This window comes from Listeria aquatica FSL S10-1188 (assembly GCF_000525795.1).
Lineage (GTDB): Bacteria > Bacillota > Bacilli > Lactobacillales > Listeriaceae > Listeria > Listeria aquatica.
This window is the reverse complement of record NZ_AOCG01000014.1, coordinates 73,278-91,944: the sequence shown is the minus strand read 5'-3', so window position 1 is coordinate 91,944 and position 18,667 is coordinate 73,278. Positions and strand designations below refer to the sequence as shown.

Here is an 18,667-nt window from a genome sequence, read left to right as displayed (position 1 = left end):
GCAGATGGGTCTCACTTAACGAGTGAGGCCTTTTTTGTATGGGCATCGCTAAAAAAGTTCATTAAATCGACACAATTTCATTTCTAAAATATGGTATATTATACTTGCAAGAAAACAATACATAAAGAGGAGATGAATGTCATGTCAGGACAAATCAGAATGACCCCGGCAGAATTGCGTGACCGTGCGAAAACTTACGGAACAAGCGCACGGGATATCGAGCAAATGTTACAACGCTTATCCCAAACCCAAGAACAACTTCGTAGTGAATGGGAAGGACAAGCTTTTGCACGCTTTGATGACCAGTTCAATCAGTTAAAACCAAAAGTAACGGAATTTGCGAACTTGATGGACCAAATTGAACAACAACTTCAAAAAACAGCCAGTGCTGTGGAAGAACAAGATCAACAACTTTCTCAAAACTTTGGATTTTAATTTCAAAAAAAGTGCCTCTTATTGTATACTTTAAGAGGTACTTTTGCTAAAGAGAGAAAACTAGATGGAGGAATGAGATGAAAAAGGGCTGGATTATTTTTATTTCGCTTATTGTCATCATTATTGTAGTTGTAGCAATTGTTGGAGGGAAGATGTATATGGATAATAAAAAAGAACAAAAAGAATTAGAAGTAGAAAAGCAATCAGTGAAAGCTTTGAAAAAGACTTTTGCTAATGTAGCAAAAGTAAAAATAGAACGGATTGGTTATAATAATATGACAGGATCATATAGTATAGTTGTGACAATGACCAGTAAAGAAGGGGAATCTGCTTATTTTGACTATGGTTTTGCAAAAAATCAGGAAAAAATTAGTGATTATGGCATAGAAAATGAAAAAGTTCAAAAAGAAGGAATAACTACGGATAAAGTTAAAGTTATATACTCTAATGAATCGGAGGAAGAACTTTGACTGTTACAGATAAAAGTTATAAGGATTTGAGTGATAAAGCTTATTGGTTAGATCCGAAGCACAAAGAGTATGCGCCAACGTTGAAAGAAGGAAGTTACAGAAAGTTTGGAGATACCAAGTATAAAATTTTAAAAACAGAAAACAACTCAGAAAATGGCATGCAAGCCATGGCTGTTGCCCCAGTTGATAAAAATGGGAAAGTGGACACGACAGAAGTGGTCATTGCTTATGCAGGAACAAACTTTTCTGATGCACAAGATCGAAACACAGATTTAGAAACCGTCATAAAAGGTGAAGAAAAATTAGATCAAAATCCACTTAATCCTTTTAAAAATACAGAAGTTGACGGACAGGCAATAACAGCACGAGAATTCGCTGCCCAAGTGAAGAAAGACTATTCTAATTCAAAGATTACAACAACTGGACACTCGCTCGGAGAATACTTAGCACTCATGGTCGCTGCTGAAAATGAGTGGCGTAATGTTGGATTTAATGGTCCAGACCCATCGAATATTTTATCGGAGGAAGCCAAAAAGTGGATCAAAGAGAATCCAGGGATGTTAACGAATTATCGGAATCGTGCAGATGTTATTGGAAACTTCGGAGGCGATGGTACAGGTGCAGAAATCAAAGTAAGTATGGAAATGGGGACGCACTTAAATCCGATAGACTACCATCAGTTAAGTAATTGGACGTTTGATAAAGATGGAAAACTAAAGATACCTAATAATGAATATAACCAAGAAGCCATTGTCCAACAAGCAGAACGCTATGCCATGACCGAGTACATAGCTAAGTTATATGATCTCGAAATAATGCAAAAGAAATTCCAAGCAAGTGGTGGAGGCATCTCGACGAATGAACAAATATATTTAGATGATAGTCGAGCATTAGCTGTTGTAGAAACAGCCGTGGCGGAGTTTAAAGCGGTCACAGCACATGTCATAAAAGTGTACCAAGACGGCATGGACAAAGTCGAAAAGATCTGGAAAAAGACGCTACAAGAAGCACGCCAAATGGGAGATATGCTCACAGAAAGTGAAATTTTAGCAGAATTAGAAAGCGTAGGTTGCACGGAGAAAAAACTAGTGATTGAGCTTTGTGAAACTTATCAGAAAAAAATCAATAAAGTAAAGAAAATGAGCACTAAATTTGACGATTTAGCCAATGAAATCAAACAAAGTATAGAGGCTCTCAAACAAAAGGATCACGAATTAGCGCAGCAATTGGGATGAGTGGGAGGTCCGTAGATGAAAACCGAAGAAGAGTTGCGAACAGATTACAGGCGACAAATGCAAGAACTTGAGGAGCAAGCAGAAGCTATTCATCGTTTTCAGAAAAAAAGGGGAAGAAATCGCTCAGCAGACTTATGAAGCAATATGCTACCAGGTTCGACAAAACGAAGAAGACTGTACAGACATTCTAGAAATGGCTCGAAGGGAAATCGAACAGTTGGAAACGAATTATCGAGCAGATTTACAGGAGAAACAGCGGGAAGTAAGACAGAAAGCGGAATATGCAGAGGAACAGTTTCATAAAGAATTACGGCAAATAGAGAGAAACAAATGAGGTGATACAAGTTGCTAGAAGCGTTGGAAGACCTACTGAAAGAATTTCAAAAAAGCAATCAGAAAACACGAGTCCGAACTTTGGGCATGCAAAATAAATGGACGGGAGAAGCGGCCGACAAGAAAGTTCGAAAAACCGGGAAAGAAGAAATAAAAATGGCAAAAACATCCGTTTCGAAGACAAGCAGCCACTTACAAGAAGCAGTAAAAGGACATTTTGGCAAGAAAGTGACGGAAGTCTTTGAGAAACAAGAAGATATGTTAGAAAACTTTTAAATTCCTATTTTTGTAGAATGGATATTGGCGAGCCCTGACAAAAGTCGGGCTTTTTTGGGCGAAGTTATTTCTGTGTCTAAAAGATGAAAATTATGACAAATAAAAATTAAATATTCTTACTAAAATCCAGAAAAACATAAAATCTATTGATTTTTAGTCATTCGCGATAATAATCAGACATTTTACGATATTTTTGGTTTTTCAGAATATTTTCATGCTATACTTTTTTTGGTAACAAAACATAAAACAACGAAAAGAGGAATCAGCATGAAAAAAACACAAAAAAAAGAAATGGATACGCAACTTATTGGTAGGGGGATTAGTTATTAGTATTTTACCGTTTCCTAGTACAGCACTGGCTAGTTCAACTGAAAATCTTGTAGAAGTTGACAAGCAAGATGATCAAATAAAAAATGATTCTTTAACAGAAACCGAGACGATGTTGGTGGATAGGTATGTATCCTACAATAAAGAAACTAAACAATATCAACTGAATATGACTATCAAGAATGTTATGAGTACAGAGCGTGTGAACGTCGTTGAAAATTACATTAAAGAAACAAATAGACAATTAAAGCTTTCTGAGAATAACCATAATGAAGATGTATATGCCATCTCTCCTTCAGGAGAAGTAAATACTGTCTCTAAAAGCATGTTAAGAAAAGCAGGAGTGACTAGAATAGACTATCACTGGAACTACGCAAGGATAAAAATCAGCGCAGGAACTTTAAAGTGGGCTATTTCTGGCGGGATTGCTATTTCTGGAGTGTATGCACCAGCTAAGATTGTTCGAGCTGCATGTGCACTAGCAGGTGTAAGTGTGTCTGCTGCAAAAATTAAACACGGAATCTGGTTTGATTATAACTATTTTAATGGAATATTGTGTGGGAGAGCTGGTAGGCAATAGTCAGTAATAGGGAGATGAAATGATGAAAAAAGCACTTGATGATGCATTTTCTGTTTTTGGAATGGTTTTTGTTGTGTTATTGATAGCGTCATATTTTGTGTCAATGGGTAAAGTTATAGATAACGCTAGGTCTTTTCTCATTTTATTTTTTATTGTAAGCGTAGTGGGAAAGTATTTGTTAGATCGAAAAAAAAGCAAAAAACACACAATAACTTTTTATTGAATAAACAATGTAAATACTTATTAACGGTTCGAGTCTGGCAGTAAATAAGGGGTAAGACAATGAGAAGTAGCCGAATGTTTTATATTAGAGCGTTGATCGTGACTATTGTATATGTGTTATGCTCTTTAAAATGGGGATTTGATACAATGACTCCATATTTATTTGCCTATTTTGTTCTTCAAGAAATGAGTATCTATTTTATAAATTGGTATAGAAAGAAAAAGCATGAATGAAGCCCTGACAAAAGTCGGGGCTTTAGTTTGTGGCATTATTTGTGGCACAGGATCTGTAAACCGCATTACACCAATACCTATTAATCCCTCTCAGGACAATAACTTTGGAGGTATACTACTACTTAACTGGGCAGAGATTCTTAAAAAGGATTTTGAACCCTTGGCATCAGTCTTTTCTAACAGATGACTATAGATGTCTGCTGTAGTAGTGTGTTTTTTATGTCTTAATCGTTCTTGAACGACTTTAATATTATAACCTTGATTAATCAACTATTCATCCATACTGTCAAATTCAAATACAACTATTGCGGTAATATAAATTGTGGTTCCTCCTTGTCGAAATAAAAGAAAGTATTTGATATGCATAAATTATGCGTTCAACTAATTTTTTCCTTCACTCAAAGGCAGTGATTTTTTTTTGATTAAAACAGAGCAACAAAGCTATTGAATAGAAAATGAAGATGATTATTTCCGAGTGTAACCCTCTATATCTCTTGCTTATTCGCAAAATATTCTTATTTGTTCACAAAATATTCATAAATGATGTTATTTATTTGTGTTACAATGAACTTACTTCAAGAGATCGTACTTTTTTAGGTATTTTTAGAAAAATGTTTTTGAATAAACCGTGCTACATCAAACTCACTGAAACGGTCTTCTGAAATTGACAGGCTGTTTTTTTTTTGGAAACTTATTGGAAGCGCTTTTTAGTTGATACCAAGACTACCCCGATAAATTTGAGATGAATTTGAGGGGAGTATAAATGGAAGAGCCAAGTCGAAAAGAAAAAGAAATGGTATTGGAACTACTGCAGGATGAGGTATTTTGTTTCAATTGGTTTTTGGGAAAGTCTAAAGGATTGAAAAGACTAACAAAGAATCAATTCTTAACGACTTTGTATTGGTTAGAGACTAAAAAATATGTATATCGCTTGCCTGGGAATGAGCATGAATACTGCTTAACTAAACGAGGTCAAGCTTGGCATGACACCTATTTGAAAGAATATCAGGAAGAAGTGTTTATTGGTTTATCCTATCTTTTAATGAGGAGTGAAAATAACTTCAAAGAATGACTAGATAGAAAAGAGGATGGGGTTAGTTGCGGTGGAAGACTAAAAAGACGCTTCTTTTTAGTCTATGAAAGAAGAAAAATTTGGTCAACAAGTAAATATTGTTTTTTCAGATGCAAAAAAAAAGGAATAGATAAGCTTTATGTGTCTTTTGGGAATCATTGTTATCACTCTCTTTACCGGCTTAGCCTGTAAAGTGCATAAAGTAAAAAACTGATAGAAATAAATGAATCAGTTGGCTCTCAATTTCCATTGAATGGCTCCTCCTAAAAAGAACATAGGGAATAAAAATCTATGTTGAAATTATTTTAGTAGGAGGTTTTTTCGTATTCGTAAAAATAAAAAATACACTAGAGGGCTTAGTTTTTTCTTGCATGACAATCTTTGTTGTGTATACTTCTTCTCCCATCTAAATTCTGAGTAGATTTTCCTTTATCCTTTGAAGAATGAGCAGGGCTTAATTTGGCAAGTAGAAAATTAGATGACTAGGTTTTAATTAAGTTAAATTAAAAGGCAGGATCCCTATAGAATTTAGGGATCCTGCCTTTTTTTAATTATTGATTATTCATCGCGTTTTTATTTTTTAGGGAATATACGAATATTAGCGCTATAACAAGAATAATCGCACAAAATATTGGAAAGATAAGCAATGAGCCTGTGTGGATTACTCCAATTATAAATGTGCAAAGACTGACAATTAGATAATATCCTAAACTTAAAAAAGCTCCTGACGTACCTGCTGTTTTTGGAAAATGAATAAGTGCTAAACTTAAACAGTTTGGCAATGATATTCCAATTCCAACAAGTAAGCAAAATATCCCCAATATATATAATATCAGCTCACTTGTAGTGCTCAATCGTATAAACACAGTTGCTATCAAAAATAATGTTGAGATAAATGATACAACGAGTCCTTCCTTAATTGTCTGCACGGCATTTCTCTTTTTTAATGATTTACTAGATAGCCACGCCCCAATCATGGTTGCTGATGCAACGACGCATCCCATAAATCCATATTGACTTTGTGTAAAATGAAACGTATCAATAAAAATTCCAGGTGCTTCTGAATAATAGCTAAAGATAATCCCATTAAATAAGCCAATAAGTAAACCGAAAATTACAGTATGAGGGTCTAAGATCATTTCTTTAGCAATCCTAAACATACTATATAAATTAAGGTTAGCTTGCGTATCACTTGCCGTTTCTGGTAAATTCTTCAAACTAAAATAAAGCAAAAGCATCCCCATAACCACTAGCACAAAAAAGACGACGCGGAAACCATAAAATTGTGTGACAATCCCACCTATAAGAGGACCAAGCGCAGGGGAGAATGCCAAAACAGCTGATATTTTAGCAAACATTTGATGCCGTTCTGTTCCAGTATAGCTATCTCTTAAAATGGTCTGAGTAGTGACTGATCCAGTACTTGCACCGAAGGCTTGAATAAATCTACCGATAAATAGTAGGACTATGTTATTTGCTATAAGACAAAGAACGCTACCAACTATATAGACAAATATTCCAAAATTCATTGCCTTCCTTCGTCCAAAGTAATCTGAACCAATTCCCCAAAATACTACTCCGATGGCAAAGGCTAGAAAGTAAATACTCAGAGTCATTTGAGAAATATTGAGAGTGGTACTGAATTTTAGGGCAATCTCAGTTAATGAAGGTGTATAGATAGTTTCGCTTAGCTGAGGGAAACCTACTAAACAGACCAGTAAAGGTAAACTTATTTTATTATTGTTTTTTTTGGATGTTTTTTTCATTATAATCTTCCTTAAATTGATTATTTGTTAAGTATGAAAAAAACATCCTTTGAAGGGAAACGGCGGAATCATAATTTTAATCCATGAATAAAAAATTATAACAGCACCTCCTTTTTTAATCTAAGCGTTTATTATATCATCGATTAAAAAAATAGCAAAATTACTATTTGATTTATTCTTATAAAAACTTCATCTCCTCATAAAGAATAGGAGCTCTTTATTTATTTTTTTCTTTTACTGAGAATGACCATGCTCTAACGATCGCTTTTTTATTTTACAAAAAACCTCAGTTTGACAGGTCTTTCCACTTCCACTATGCTAGGATTAATGGCTAATTTTGAAAAGGGTTTCATTATGTGTGAAAGTTGAAAAATGAGATTCGAGGGAGTTTGATGGAAAGTGATTCAATTTGATATTCGAAAAATTAAGTTGCTACATTATTTACTTGAAAATCGCGGCTATATAGCCTCACAAAAATTACAAGAAGTACTGGGGATTTCGAAACGAACCTTACAATATGAGATTGAAAAAACGAACTTTGAACTGGAACAGGTTGGTTTTAGTGGTATTCAGGTGGTACGCAGGCAAGGCTATTATGTGCCAGAAGACGAAAAGAAAGAAATTCTACGATTGATCGAAAATCATGATACAAACAACGTTGATTTTACTATGGCCGAACGGAAAGTACGGATACTTCTTTTTCTACTTGCTACGGATGCGCGTGTGGTTGAAGAAACACTTTCAAAGGCGAACGGAGTGAGCCGGAATACTACGCTGCAAGATTTGAAGCAGATTAAAGCAGAGCTTAGTGAGGCAGGGCTCCGACTTTTATACAGTAGGAAGAATGGAAATGAAATCGTGGGCGATGAAGCGCAAATTCGTCAATTTTTCTTGCGACATTGTTTGAATAGCCCAGCTTTTGAATCGGAAATGGAGATGAAAAATTTACTCCGAACGAAAGCGCCTCATTATGATGCGGATTTTTTGCAGTTGGAAAATGAAGCAATTCGCGCGATTGTTAAGCTGGAAAAGCTTTTTGAGATGCGCTATACGGATGAAGTTGTAGCTAGGCTCAGTTTGATTGTTAGCTTTTTTAGCTTTCGCATGCAGCAAGGACATGTTTTGGAAGGGAAGCTTGTCGATCAAACAAAGTGGGCGCAGGAGATTTACCGCAGAATGCCGCGTTTTGTGGCCTGGAATGAAGCGGAACTCGCGTTTCTTGAACGACTGCTCTTGGGGGCTAATCGACTTTCAGGGGATTCTGAGGTGGCAAGGCATTTGAAAGTGGCTGTGAAGAAGATGATAGCGGAATTTGAACGGCTTGCTTGTGTGAATTTTGAGGATCATGAGCGGCTAAGGCGTGATTTGCTTTTGCACCTAGAGCCAGCATATTACCGGATTTTATTTGGGATCGAGTGGATTAATCCGCTTCGATCAGATATTAAATCGCAATATGCTGAGGTTTATGAGATTACTCGGAAAGTGATGGAGCCGTTTGCGGAGCTGTTGGAAAAGCCTCTTCCAGAAGATGAAATTGCTTATGTTGCGATTTTATTTGGTGGTTTCTTATCACGCAAAAAGAGTGTGCTCGTGGAACGTAAAAAATTATTGATTGTCTGCTCAAAAGGTGTTGGCACTTCGCGGATGATCGAGCGCCAGTTAAAGCAGCTTTTTACAGATCGACAAATTGAAATTTTGGAGCCGATTTCTTTGAGAGAATTTGAGAAAAAGGCTTATCGACCAGATTTTATTGTTGCGACGCTTCCAGTACTCACGGATATTCCTTCTTTTATCGTGAGTCCGATTTTAACGGAACCGCAAAAAGAACAGCTTCTAAAAGAAATTATGCCGCACGTGGCTCAGCGTGATTCGAATGCACGGATGCTTGCAAGTGTGCTAGATGTGATTGATCAATATGCAAAAGTGGAAAATCGCGAGGCGCTTGCGCAAAATTTAAAAACGATTTTGTTCCAAAATGCACTTGATGATGTGAGCGAAGTTTCACCAGAGCTTTCCGATTTGCTCCCAGCTAAGCGCATTCAGTTTAAAGAAAACGTGCCAAGTTGGCAAGAAGCTATTCAGCTTGCTGCAAAGCCGCTTCTTGAAGAAGGCTATATTTCGCAGAGTTATGCAAATGCCATGATTACAGGGATTGAAACGCTTGGCCCTTATGTTGTGATTTCACCTGGAGTGGCGCTACCGCACGCGGCCCCGACGGATGGGGCTTTCCGCGTGGGAATGAGTTTACTTTTGCTCGATGAACCGGTTGCTTTTTCCGAGAAATCAAAGGATCAGGTTAAACTTTTAATTGTGCTTTCTTCGATTGATTCCTATACGCATATTAATGCGCTTAGTGAATTAACGGAATTAATTATGAAGCATGCGTTTCTCACTTTTATCGAACAATATCCTGATGCTAAGCAAGTGGCACAGTTTATCCAGGAGAAAACAAGCTGAATTGCTCAGCTTGTTTTTTTTAGTGTCTACTTTTTGCACTTTCCAAAAGAAAAGAATTGGACTTCTTTATAAAGCGCTTTCTCTTTATAATAAGAGTTGTAAGAGGTTGATAGCGCTATCAATTAGCAAGAAGGGATGAAGAAACGATGTCATTTTTAAGCCAAGATTTACTGTCATTCAATCAAACTGCAGAAAATGCAGACGAAGCGATCCGGCTTTCGGGAACATTGCTTCAAAGAAAGGGCTATGTCAGTGAAAACTATATAGAAAAAATGGTTGAATCTTACCATGAAAATGGGGCTTACTTTGTGATTGCACCATATGTGGCAATTCCCCACGCAAGACCAACCGATGGAGTGGAAAAATCGGCGGTTTCGCTTGTTACGCTTTCTAGCGGTGTTTCTTTTGGACATAAAGCGAACGATCCGGTGAGACTTGTATTTGGCTTAGCCGCTTCATCAAGTGAAGAACATTTGAAAGTAATTCAAAACATTGTGGCTCTTCTCAGTCAAAATGAAAATATCGAACGACTTATGACGGCTCAAAATTTTGAAGAGATTCGGCCGATTTTGGAGGGATTAAAATGAAAATTTTAACAGTTTGCGGTTTAGGTCAAGGAACAAGTTTGATTTTACGGATGAACGTCGAAAATGTACTTCGTGAAATGGAAGTAGAAGCTGATGTGGAACATATCGACGTTTCAGCAGCACGATCCATGTCTGCGGATATCGTTGTAACAAGTCAAGAACTTGCGGAAACACTTGGTGAAACAAGCGCAAAAGTCGTGATTGTCAATAATTACTTTGATAACGCGGAAATCAAACAAGCTCTTAGCGGGGCGATTTAACGAAAAGAAAAGGGTGAGGATGAAAAATGGAGATCATTACTTGGATTGCCGACAACTTTTTTGGAACGCCGGCTATTCTGCTCGGATTTATCGTCTTACTTGGATTACTTCTCCAAAAGAAAAATTTGAGTCAGGTTGTTAGCGGCACGTTTAAAGCGATTATCGGATTTTTAATTATCAATGCCGGCGCAGCTGTCATAACAGGTTCTCTCGGGATTTTTGAGCCAATGTGGAAAGAAGTTTTCGGCCTTGAAACTGCCCCACTTAGCGGGTTTTTAGGGCAAGAGAAATTCAATTTGGAGTTTGGAAGTGCAGTTACACTTGCCATGACTCTAGGCTTCTTAGTTAACGTTTTACTAGCACGCTTTACACCGTTTAAATATATCTATTTAACTGGACATATGATGTTCTGGACGACAACCATCTTTGCAGGAATCACTGTTCAAGCAGCTGGTGGCGATGTTTCTTTCTGGCCGCTTGTCATTTTCCTTGCTGTCATCATGGGACTTTACTGGACTTTCCAACCAGCACTCGTTCAACCATTTTTACGCAAAATTACTGGAAATGATAATGTAGCACTCGGGCATACTTCTGCAAGTGTTGCGATTCTTTCTGCACTACTTGGGAAAGTATTTGGAAACAAGAAAAATGATGCAGAACATATCAAATTACCGAAAAAACTAGAATTTTTACGAGACTCGAATGTTATTACGGCTCTTACGATGGGGATTTTATTCCTTATTGGTGCGATTATCTTGATGGTAAAACAAACACCGGGAGCAGAAAAACTAATTGCACAAGCAGGAAACCAAAGCTTTATCGTTTACAGTATTGTTCAGTCCTTTACATTCGCAGCTGGGATCGCCGTTGTTTTAGTAGGGGTTCGGATGTTTATTGGCGAAATTGTACCAGCCTTTAATGGAATTGCGACTAAACTTGTACCCGGGGCAAAACCAGCGCTGGATGCACCAATTGTGTATCCCTATGCGGCAAACTCCGTTATTATAGGGTTCCTTGGAGCCTTTGTCGGAGCAATCATTTGGCTTGTTGTTCTCGGAAACACAGTTGGCTATGTCTTTGTACCAACGATGATTGTACTCTTTTTCCACGGAGCTGTTGCAGGCGTGTTCGGAAATTCAACCGGTGGCGTACGTGGTGCCTTGATTGGTGGATTCTTAACCGCAACCGTCGTCGCTTGGGGACAATATTTGATGGTAACTTTCTTCATAAACACGACTGTCCCTGATACAGCGATGTGGGCGGCTGATAGTGACATGTTCATATTGGGTCCAATCATTAGTATGTTGGCGAAACTGATTTTTTAATAACCAAAACCTCTTCCGCCATTTCGTGAAGAGGTTTTTTGAAAGGAAGGAAGCAAAAATGAGCTATATTCGTACTTTTTTTGGAGATATTAAACCAGAAGAACTAGGATTTACCTATTCACACGAGCATATTGTTTGTACCCCATCTTTTTGGCAAGAAAAAGGGGAAGATGATCTTTTGCTCGATGATAAAGAAAAGTCACAACTGGATGTGCAAGATTTTAAAAACCTAGGTGGAAAGACAATCGTTGATGCAACCGCCGTTGATTACGGTCGTCATGTGAGCGAAGTAGCAGAAATTTCGAAAGAAACAGGCGTACAAATTGTTGGAACAGCGGGCTTTAATAAGAGCTTTCTTTGGACAGGAAAAATGAAGCCAGAACTTAAGCAATTAGTTGGGAATTATGAGACTTACTACGACTGGATCGAAGCGGCTTCCATTTCCGAGTTGACAGAATTTGTCGTGCGAGAAGTCGAAGAAGGACTTGAAGGAACGAGTTTTAAAGCGGGACAAGTCAAGTTTGGAACGGGCTATAACCGAATTACACCGCTTGAAGAAAAAACGATTCGCGCTGTGGCACGTGCCCATCATGAAACGAAAGCACCCGTTCATTCGCATACAGAAGCAGGAACAATGGCACTTGAACAAATTGAAATTTTAAAAGAAGAAGGTGTTCCGCTTGAATACCTTTCGATTGGTCATATGGACCGGAATTTAGATCCTTATTATCATGAACAAGTAGCGAAAACAGGCGCCTTCTTATCCTTTGATGGGATTGCTAAAATCAAATATGCACCTGAAAGCGCACGCATTGCTGCCATCTTAAACCTCGTTCAAAAAGGTTATGAAGACCAGATTCTTGTGAGTGGAGATACCGCACGTAAAACATACTACAAACACTATGATTTTGGACCAGGGCTTGAGTATATCAAGAAAAAATGGGTACCCCGCTTTACCCATGAAGCGAATCAAAATGGGTTTGATGGCGAAAGCTTGATTCAAAAATTCTTCGTAGATAACCCGGCTCGTTGCTTTACATTTAAAAAATAAGGAGGAAGCAAAATGAAATTTGCAGCTTGTAATTCCTATGACATCGCCGCACAAATCACAAAAACCACTCCCGTAATTTTACCCATAGGAGCAGTTGAAGCGCATGGACCTCATTTGCCACTTGAAACCGATAATATTCTGGCGGAAAAATATGCAGACCGAATAGCGGACAAGAAAAAAGGCCTAGTGTTACCTGTCTTACCATATGGACAAGTTTTCAGTTTGCAGGACTTCCCGGGCAGTCTGAGTTTGTCGAATGAAACGATGATCCAAATGATCTTTGAAATCGGGGAGGGTCTTTATAAACAAGGCGTGCGACTGTTTGTTTTAATTAGCGGGCATCTTGGGAACATGACCGCGCTCAAAGAAGGGGCACGTAAACTCTTTTTCAAACATCCGGATATGCATGTGCTCCATATTTTTTATCCGAATATTCAAAAATTAGCAGCAGACGTGCGAGAAGGAAAAGCGAATCATCATACGTATATTCACGCTTGTGAGATTGAAACCTCCTTAATGCTTTATCTAGCGAAAGAACATGTGGAGATGGAAAAAGCAATTGATGATCCTCCGACTTTACCACTAGATGCTGATTATACGCCTATGCCTTGGCAAAATTTCACGGAAAGCGCTGTTCTTGGAGAGGCGACTCTTGCAACCGCTGAAAAAGGTGAATACTTAATTGAAACCACATTAAAAACCTGTTTGGAGTTGATTGAAATTGAACAAGACAAAATTCGAAAAGCAGAAGAAATGGCATGATTTTGCACTATTTAATTTTTTAGCGCAAGATGCGGAAAATGCGAAGGAAGTCATGAGTGCTTCAGAAGGTTACGCGGTTCCTGGAATTGTAGCGAGTGATTTTGATAGCGCAGAAGACGCAGTTGCGCGACTAAGCGAGCTAAAGCGTGCTAGTAACATTGTGAGCGTAGGACTTGGTGGAGGCGGGGCATTCGAGAACTTTCGAGCTGTTCTTTCGATTGCTGAGCTTGACCGGGATTGCCACATTAACCAACCCCTTGAAACCGCAGCCTTTGCTCAGCTAGTTGATGGAGTTTATGCCAATGCTCTCGTACGACCTTCTGGGAAAGTGGGCCTAGTAAGGCTTACAACGGGGGGCACGATTGAAGTGGAACGATTAGTTGATTATTGCCTTGAACATCAGATTCCATCAATTAAATTGATGAGCATCCGTGGAACGGAACATCTCGCGGAGCTTGTTTATTTAGCAAAAGTCGCAAGTGAACGTGGGATTTATGGAATCGAACCTGCTGGCGGAATTGCCTGGGATAATATTGTGCCTATTATGACTGATGTAGCTGAAACAGGGATCCCATTCTTTATGCCGCACATTTTTGGGGCAACTATCGATAAAGTCACTGGACGAACCAAAAAAGCTGAAATTGAACGCATTTTTGAGCAATTAGGAGGGATTTCATGATTGATGCCTATTTAAATACGGCGATTGGAATGCTTGAAGCCATTCAACTGGAAGAAAAGGAGAACATTCGAGAAGCTGGGGGAAAAAGTTGCTAAGGCTATTCAGGAAGGAGGAATCGTTCACTTATTTGGGTGCGGACATTCTCATATTTTAACAGAAGAGGTTTTTTACCGGGCCGGCGGATTAGCGCCGATTCACCCTATTTTACATGAGCCGCTTATGCTTCATGAAGGAGCAGCGCAGTCTTCTGTGTTAGAACGGAAAAACGATTATGCTGAACGTTTTATGTCGAAAGAAGATATTCGCAATGAAGACGTGATGATTGTTCTTTCGACCTCTGGAAGAAACCCCGTTCCTATTGATGTGGCTCTTTTCGCTAAGCAAAAGGGCGCATATGTTATTGGGATAACGTCAAAAGCTTATTCTGGAACACAAGCATCACGGCATGTTTCTGGACTAAAACTAAGTGATGTTCCTGATCTTGTGATTGATAATAAAGCTGTAAAAGGAGACGCGGTATTACAGCTTGAAAACTTCCCCGTTCCGTTTGCTGCGACGTCTTCTGTGACAGGTGCAGCGATTTTACAAAGTCTATTTGCGGAAGCCATTACGGCCATGCATCAAGCAGGTTTCGTGCCACCTGTTTTCTTAAGTGGCAATACAGAAAATGCAGATGACTATAATCAAACTCTGCTAGCCAAATATCAAGTGAGAATTCCACTATTAACTTTAAATCTTGAATCTTAAGATAGAGAAAGAAGAAAACGACATAGGTTTTCTTCTTTTTTTACATAAAAAGTTTGACAAAGGAAACTTTTTTTTCTTATAGTAAAATATAAGTCGTGAGTCCAAAATCAAACTGCCGAATTGTAAAAAAAATGACGAGTTTCTTCTATAATATAAGGTTCAAAAATCAATAAACGTAAATTTTTTTGTGAAAGGATGATAAAATGCTGGATTTACAAAAAGTGAGTGTTCACTATTCGAGTGAGGAGTGGGCGCTTGATGAAATCAGTTTCTCTCTTGTTGGCCCGACGATAACAGGAATTATCGGCCCTAATGGAGCTGGCAAATCCACTTTACTGAAAGCCATTTTAAATATTGTTCCCTATACGAGTCAAATCACGATAAACGGAGTGCCAACCAAAAAATGGTTGAAAAAAATAGCTTATGTAGAACAAAAAAAGTGCAATTGATTTTACTTTTCCAATTACTGTTAAAGAATGTGTTTCGCTTGGAACCTATCCAGAAGTCGGGCTTTTTAAACGCTTAGGAAAGAAAGAATGGGAAAAAACCAAACAAGCCCTTGAAATGGTTCAGATGGAACGTTTTTCTAATCGACAAATTAGTGAATTATCTGGTGGTCAATTTCAACGAGTCCTTCTCGCAAGGTGCCTTGTTCAAAATAGTGAAGTGATCCTTTTGGATGAGCCATTTGTTGGGATTGATGCAATCAGTGAACAAATTATTATGCAAACACTCGAACAGCTCAAACTAGTCGGAAAAATGATTTTGATTGTGCACCATGATTTAAGCAAAGTGGAGCAGTATTTTGATCAACTCATTTTACTCAATCGTAGCTTGATTGCAACTGGACAAACAGAAGCGGTTTTTCAAGAAGCGCATTTGCGACAGGCATATGGGGAAAATATTTTTATTAAGGGAGGAAGTGAAACATGATTGCGAGCTTTTTAGACGGTTTGCAGAATTTTCATTTTTTGCAAAATGCTTTAATCACTTCACTTGTCATTGGCGTAGTTTCAGGGACCATTGGTTGCTTTATTATCTTGCGAGGGATGTCGCTCATGGGAGATGCCATTTCACATGCTGTTCTTCCCGGTGTGGCGGTTTCTTTTATTTTAGAGATTAATTTTTTTTATCGGGGCGATTCTTTTCGGGCTGCTTGCATCCATCATGATCACCTATATTAAATCCAACAGTGTTATTAAAGGAGATACTGCGATTGGGATTACATTCAGTTCTTTTCTGGCTCTTGGTGTCATTTTAATTGGCGTAGCAATAGTTCAACGGATTTGTTCCATATCTTATTTGGAAATATTTTGGCGGTCCAAGATGCTGACAAAATGATTACAATCGGGGTTTCTATTTTCGTTCTGGCAGTCATTCTTTTATTTTTCAAGGAACTTTTGATTACTTCTTTTGATCCTCTCATGGCAAAAGCTCTCGGAATGAAAGTTCAGTTTTATCATTATTTATTGATGCTACTTTTAACGCTTGTTTCAGTAACGGCGATGCAAAGTGTTGGAACGATTTTGATTGTTGCACTTTTAATTACACCAGCAGCGACCGCTTACTTATTTTCGACTAGCTTAAAGAAAATGATGTTTTTGGCTGCTTTTCTCGGTGCTTTAGCTTCTTTTGTTGGGTTATTTATCGGTTATAGTTTTAATATTGCAGTTAGTTCGAGTATTGTACTTACTTCGGCATTGTTCTTTGCACTTAGCTTTTTCTTGTCGCCGAAACAAAAAATTTTTAAGAAAGAAGGCTAAAATCGATGAAAATTAATGGGAAACTCGGAATAAAGTGGCTACTACCGATTCTTTTTTTTGTTAGTTTTAACTGCTTGCTCAGGTGAAAAAGACACATCAAATGGGAAGGGAGATCAATTAGAGGTAGTTGTAACGAACTCGATTCTAGCAGATATGACAAAAAACATCGCACAAGATAGAGTGAAACTTCATAGTATTGTTCCAGTTGGAAAAGATCCCCATGAATACGAACCACTTCCAGAAGACGTCAGAAGAGCTTCAACAGCAGACGTGATTTTTTATAACGGCATCAACCTGGAAACGGGAGGAAATGCTTGGTTTACTAAATTGATGAAGAATGCGAAGAAGAAGAAAAATCAAGATTACTTTGCAGTAAGTGATGGTGTCGAAGTTATTTATCTGGAGGGAAAAGGGGAAAAAGGTAAAGAAGATCCCCACGCTTGGCTCAACCTTGAAAACGGAATTCAGTACGCTAAAAATATTGAAAAAGAACTTTCCAAGAAAGACCCGGAGAATGCTTCCTATTATCAGAAAAATTTGCAGCACTATATTAGTAAACTTGCAAAGCTCGATCAAAAAGCCAAAGAAAAATTTAATGCGATTCCTGCTACTAAAAAATTAATTGTCACGAGTGAGGGGTGCTTTAAATATTTTTCGAAAGCCTATCAAATTCCTTCTGCTTATATTTGGGAGATCAATACGGAGGAAGAGGGGACGCCAGATCAAATCAAAAATCTGGTGAAAAAATTGCGAGATAGCGAGGTGCCGGTGCTCTTTGTCGAAAGTAGTGTGAGCGACAGGCCCATGAAAACAGTTGCAAAAGATACGAGTATTCCAATTTATGCAAAAATCTTCACGGATTCAGTTGCAAAACCAGGGGAAAATGGCGATAGTTATTATGATATGATGAAATGGAATCTCGATAAAATTTCGGAAGAATTATCAAAATAAAAAATTTTTAAAAAACGACTGAAAGCGAATTTTTTATTTGCTACCGGTCGTTTTTTTATATTTATTTGTTCACAAATAGGCTAAATGAGGGAGAAAAAAATTTCTTTTTTTCAAGAAAAATAGAATAAAAAAAATCAAGAAAGCGCTTAAAAATCATCAAAATATCGATTTTTTTTCTTTTTTTTTACTGGAAAATAAAAAGGCAGAATAATTAAAAAAATTTCATGCCAAGAGAAACGGAACAAGTGATCGAAGGAAGTGATAACCAAGCTATTTTGGAAGGAAATTGGAAAGAAAGATCTGTTTTCCGAAAAAGAACTAAATCGGAGGGCTGACTTCATATTGAAATAATATGAAATGAATCAGTAGTTGATTTGAAATGTTAGTGTGTTATGATTAGTTCGCATTAAAAATTAAGGAGTGGTTTTTTAATAATGAAGAAAAACGTACTAAAGATGGCTGTAGCTACATTAACGGTAGGAGTAACGACGGTTGTAGGAGGTCATTTAGCAAACGCTGAATCAGTGAGCGTTGCAAAAGGGGATACGTTATCTAAAATTGCTAATGAACACAACACTACTGTCGCTAATCTTGCCCAATTAAATGGGATTGCTAATATTAACCTAATTTATGTTGGTCAATCGCTAGAAGTTGGAAATGGTGGAGCAACTCAAACAGCTCAACCTGCAACTCAAGCCGCGGCAAGCCAAGGTCAAGCAACTACGCAAAAGCAACAAGCACCTAGCCAAAGCCAAACGCAAAGCAGCCAACCAAGACAACAACAAGCTACACAGCAAACTCAAACTCAAGCTAAACCAGCCAATACAGGGAGTTCAAGTGATCAACAAGCCAAGGAATGGATTGCGCAAAGAGAATCTGGTGGTTCTTACGGTGCAAGAAGCGCATCTGGTAAATATATCGGACGCTATCAACTAACAAATTCATATTTGAAAGGTGACTATTCTCAAGCTAACCAAGAACGTGTAGCCAATAGTTACGTACAAAGCCGTTATGGTTCATGGAGCAATGCGAAAGCACACCACGAACAATATGGCTGGTACTAAGCCGTTAAATGTAAAAGGATAACAATAAAAATGAGTCAAGGTTCTCTGAACTTTGACTCATTTTTTATGTT

At 37.9% G+C, this 18,667-nt stretch carries 18 protein-coding genes and 3 pseudogenes; 20 read left to right on the top strand and 1 reads right to left on the bottom strand.

What is annotated here, in order from left to right; all coding sequences use genetic code 11:
- Nucleotides 1-141 precede the first annotated feature (141 nt).
- The 8 genes from MAQA_RS11655 (at nucleotide 142) to MAQA_RS11615 (ending at nucleotide 5,184) form a co-directional block, all read left to right on the top strand.
- Nucleotides 142-435, top strand: coding sequence for a WXG100 family type VII secretion target (locus MAQA_RS11655; protein ID WP_036071587.1), 294 nt, complete (start codon nucleotides 142-144; stop codon nucleotides 433-435).
- Between the two features lie 77 nt (nucleotides 436-512).
- Nucleotides 513-905: a hypothetical protein gene (locus MAQA_RS11650; protein WP_036074136.1), complete on the top strand. Its 393-nt coding sequence runs from the start codon at nucleotides 513-515 to the stop codon at nucleotides 903-905.
- Nucleotides 902-2,140 (top strand): hypothetical protein, encoded by a 1,239-nt coding sequence (locus MAQA_RS11645; RefSeq protein WP_036074134.1) that lies wholly within the window; start codon nucleotides 902-904, stop codon nucleotides 2,138-2,140. Before MAQA_RS11650 ends, MAQA_RS11645 begins: the two co-directional genes overlap by 4 nt.
- Before the next feature lie 15 nt (nucleotides 2,141-2,155).
- Entirely contained in the window at nucleotides 2,156-2,278 is a 123-nt protein-coding gene (locus tag MAQA_RS16265; protein WP_277619982.1) for a hypothetical protein, read from the top strand.
- Between the two features lie 207 nt (nucleotides 2,279-2,485).
- Entirely contained in the window at nucleotides 2,486-2,749 is a 264-nt protein-coding gene (locus MAQA_RS11635) for a hypothetical protein (RefSeq protein ID WP_036074133.1), read from the top strand.
- A gap of 307 nt (nucleotides 2,750-3,056) precedes the next feature.
- Complete coding sequence (locus MAQA_RS11630; protein ID WP_036074131.1) at nucleotides 3,057-3,656, top strand: hypothetical protein; 600 nt, start codon at nucleotides 3,057-3,059, stop codon at nucleotides 3,654-3,656.
- A gap of 22 nt (nucleotides 3,657-3,678) precedes the next feature.
- A complete protein-coding gene (locus tag MAQA_RS14935) occupies nucleotides 3,679-3,879 on the top strand; it encodes a hypothetical protein (RefSeq protein WP_036074129.1) in 201 nt (66 codons plus the stop codon).
- 996 nt (nucleotides 3,880-4,875) lie between these two features.
- Nucleotides 4,876-5,184 carry a DUF3116 family protein gene (locus tag MAQA_RS11615; protein ID WP_036074125.1) on the top strand — a complete coding sequence of 103 codons (309 nt, stop codon included), beginning with the start codon at nucleotides 4,876-4,878 and terminating at the stop codon, nucleotides 5,182-5,184.
- Nucleotides 5,185-5,735: 551 nt separating this feature from the next.
- Here the strand turns inward: MAQA_RS11615 and MAQA_RS11610 are convergent.
- Nucleotides 5,736-6,950, bottom strand: coding sequence for a multidrug effflux MFS transporter (locus tag MAQA_RS11610; RefSeq protein WP_036074123.1), 1,215 nt, complete (start codon nucleotides 6,948-6,950; stop codon nucleotides 5,736-5,738).
- Nucleotides 6,951-7,349: 399 nt separating this feature from the next.
- Here MAQA_RS11610 and MAQA_RS11605 point away from each other — a divergent pair, with 399 nt between their 5' ends.
- The 12 genes and pseudogenes from MAQA_RS11605 (at nucleotide 7,350) to apf (ending at nucleotide 18,596) form a co-directional block, all read left to right on the top strand.
- Nucleotides 7,350-9,407, top strand: a complete 2,058-nt coding sequence (locus MAQA_RS11605) for a BglG family transcription antiterminator (RefSeq protein WP_036074120.1) — start codon at nucleotides 7,350-7,352, stop codon at nucleotides 9,405-9,407.
- A 146-nt stretch (nucleotides 9,408-9,553) separates the two neighbouring features.
- On the top strand, nucleotides 9,554-9,994 hold the full coding sequence (locus MAQA_RS11600; RefSeq protein ID WP_036074118.1) for a PTS sugar transporter subunit IIA: 441 nt from the start codon (nucleotides 9,554-9,556) through the stop codon (nucleotides 9,992-9,994).
- Nucleotides 9,991-10,254 carry a PTS sugar transporter subunit IIB gene (locus tag MAQA_RS11595; protein WP_036074117.1) on the top strand — a complete coding sequence of 88 codons (264 nt, stop codon included), beginning with the start codon at nucleotides 9,991-9,993 and terminating at the stop codon, nucleotides 10,252-10,254. The genes MAQA_RS11600 and MAQA_RS11595 overlap by 4 nt, the downstream gene beginning before the upstream one ends.
- Before the next feature lie 26 nt (nucleotides 10,255-10,280).
- Entirely contained in the window at nucleotides 10,281-11,579 is a 1,299-nt protein-coding gene (locus MAQA_RS11590) for a PTS ascorbate transporter subunit IIC (RefSeq protein ID WP_036074114.1), read from the top strand.
- A gap of 58 nt (nucleotides 11,580-11,637) precedes the next feature.
- The gene (locus MAQA_RS11585) at nucleotides 11,638-12,630 is read left to right on the top strand and encodes a phosphotriesterase family protein (protein WP_036074111.1); all 993 of its coding nucleotides are present in this window, start codon (nucleotides 11,638-11,640) and stop codon (nucleotides 12,628-12,630) included.
- A 12-nt stretch (nucleotides 12,631-12,642) separates the two neighbouring features.
- Complete coding sequence (locus MAQA_RS11580) at nucleotides 12,643-13,392, top strand: creatininase family protein (RefSeq protein ID WP_036074108.1); 750 nt, start codon at nucleotides 12,643-12,645, stop codon at nucleotides 13,390-13,392.
- A complete protein-coding gene (locus MAQA_RS11575; RefSeq protein ID WP_036074104.1) occupies nucleotides 13,352-14,071 on the top strand; it encodes a KDGP aldolase in 720 nt (239 codons plus the stop codon). The genes MAQA_RS11580 and MAQA_RS11575 overlap by 41 nt, the downstream gene beginning before the upstream one ends.
- Nucleotides 14,068-14,818 (top strand): annotated as a pseudogene (locus MAQA_RS11570) (SIS domain-containing protein). Before MAQA_RS11575 ends, MAQA_RS11570 begins: the two are co-directional and overlap by 4 nt.
- A gap of 206 nt (nucleotides 14,819-15,024) precedes the next feature.
- Nucleotides 15,025-15,751, top strand: a pseudogene (locus tag MAQA_RS11565) (metal ABC transporter ATP-binding protein).
- Nucleotides 15,748-16,581: pseudogene (locus tag MAQA_RS11560) on the top strand (metal ABC transporter permease subunit). The pseudogenes MAQA_RS11565 and MAQA_RS11560 overlap by 4 nt, the downstream one beginning before the upstream one ends.
- A gap of 57 nt (nucleotides 16,582-16,638) precedes the next feature.
- Nucleotides 16,639-17,532, top strand: a complete 894-nt coding sequence (locus MAQA_RS11555) for a metal ABC transporter substrate-binding protein (protein ID WP_036074102.1) — start codon at nucleotides 16,639-16,641, stop codon at nucleotides 17,530-17,532.
- A gap of 434 nt (nucleotides 17,533-17,966) precedes the next feature.
- The gene (gene apf, locus MAQA_RS11550; protein ID WP_036074101.1) at nucleotides 17,967-18,596 is read left to right on the top strand and encodes an aggregation-promoting factor; all 630 of its coding nucleotides are present in this window, start codon (nucleotides 17,967-17,969) and stop codon (nucleotides 18,594-18,596) included.
- Nucleotides 18,597-18,667: the final 71 nt, after the last annotated feature.

Excerpts from the sequence above, each read along its gene's own strand:
- MAQA_RS11600 (WP_036074118.1), top strand. The coding sequence starts at position 9,554 with ATGTCATTTTTAAGCCAAGATTTACTGTCATTCAATCAAACTGCAGAA.
- apf (WP_036074101.1), top strand. The coding sequence starts at position 17,967 with ATGAAGAAAAACGTACTAAAGATGGCTGTAGCTACATTAACGGTAGGA.
- MAQA_RS11615 (WP_036074125.1), top strand. The coding sequence starts at position 4,876 with ATGGAAGAGCCAAGTCGAAAAGAAAAAGAAATGGTATTGGAACTACTG.
- MAQA_RS11585 (WP_036074111.1), top strand. The coding sequence starts at position 11,638 with ATGAGCTATATTCGTACTTTTTTTGGAGATATTAAACCAGAAGAACTA.
- MAQA_RS11580 (WP_036074108.1), top strand. The coding sequence starts at position 12,643 with ATGAAATTTGCAGCTTGTAATTCCTATGACATCGCCGCACAAATCACA.
- MAQA_RS16265 (WP_277619982.1), top strand. The coding sequence starts at position 2,156 with ATGAAAACCGAAGAAGAGTTGCGAACAGATTACAGGCGACAAATGCAA.
- MAQA_RS11590 (WP_036074114.1), top strand. The coding sequence starts at position 10,281 with ATGGAGATCATTACTTGGATTGCCGACAACTTTTTTGGAACGCCGGCT.
- MAQA_RS11650 (WP_036074136.1), top strand. The coding sequence starts at position 513 with ATGAAAAAGGGCTGGATTATTTTTATTTCGCTTATTGTCATCATTATT.
- MAQA_RS14935 (WP_036074129.1), top strand. The coding sequence starts at position 3,679 with ATGAAAAAAGCACTTGATGATGCATTTTCTGTTTTTGGAATGGTTTTT.
- MAQA_RS11655 (WP_036071587.1), top strand. The coding sequence starts at position 142 with ATGTCAGGACAAATCAGAATGACCCCGGCAGAATTGCGTGACCGTGCG.
- MAQA_RS11610 (WP_036074123.1), bottom strand. The coding sequence starts at position 6,950 with ATGAAAAAAACATCCAAAAAAAACAATAATAAAATAAGTTTACCTTTA.
- MAQA_RS11595 (WP_036074117.1), top strand. The coding sequence starts at position 9,991 with ATGAAAATTTTAACAGTTTGCGGTTTAGGTCAAGGAACAAGTTTGATT.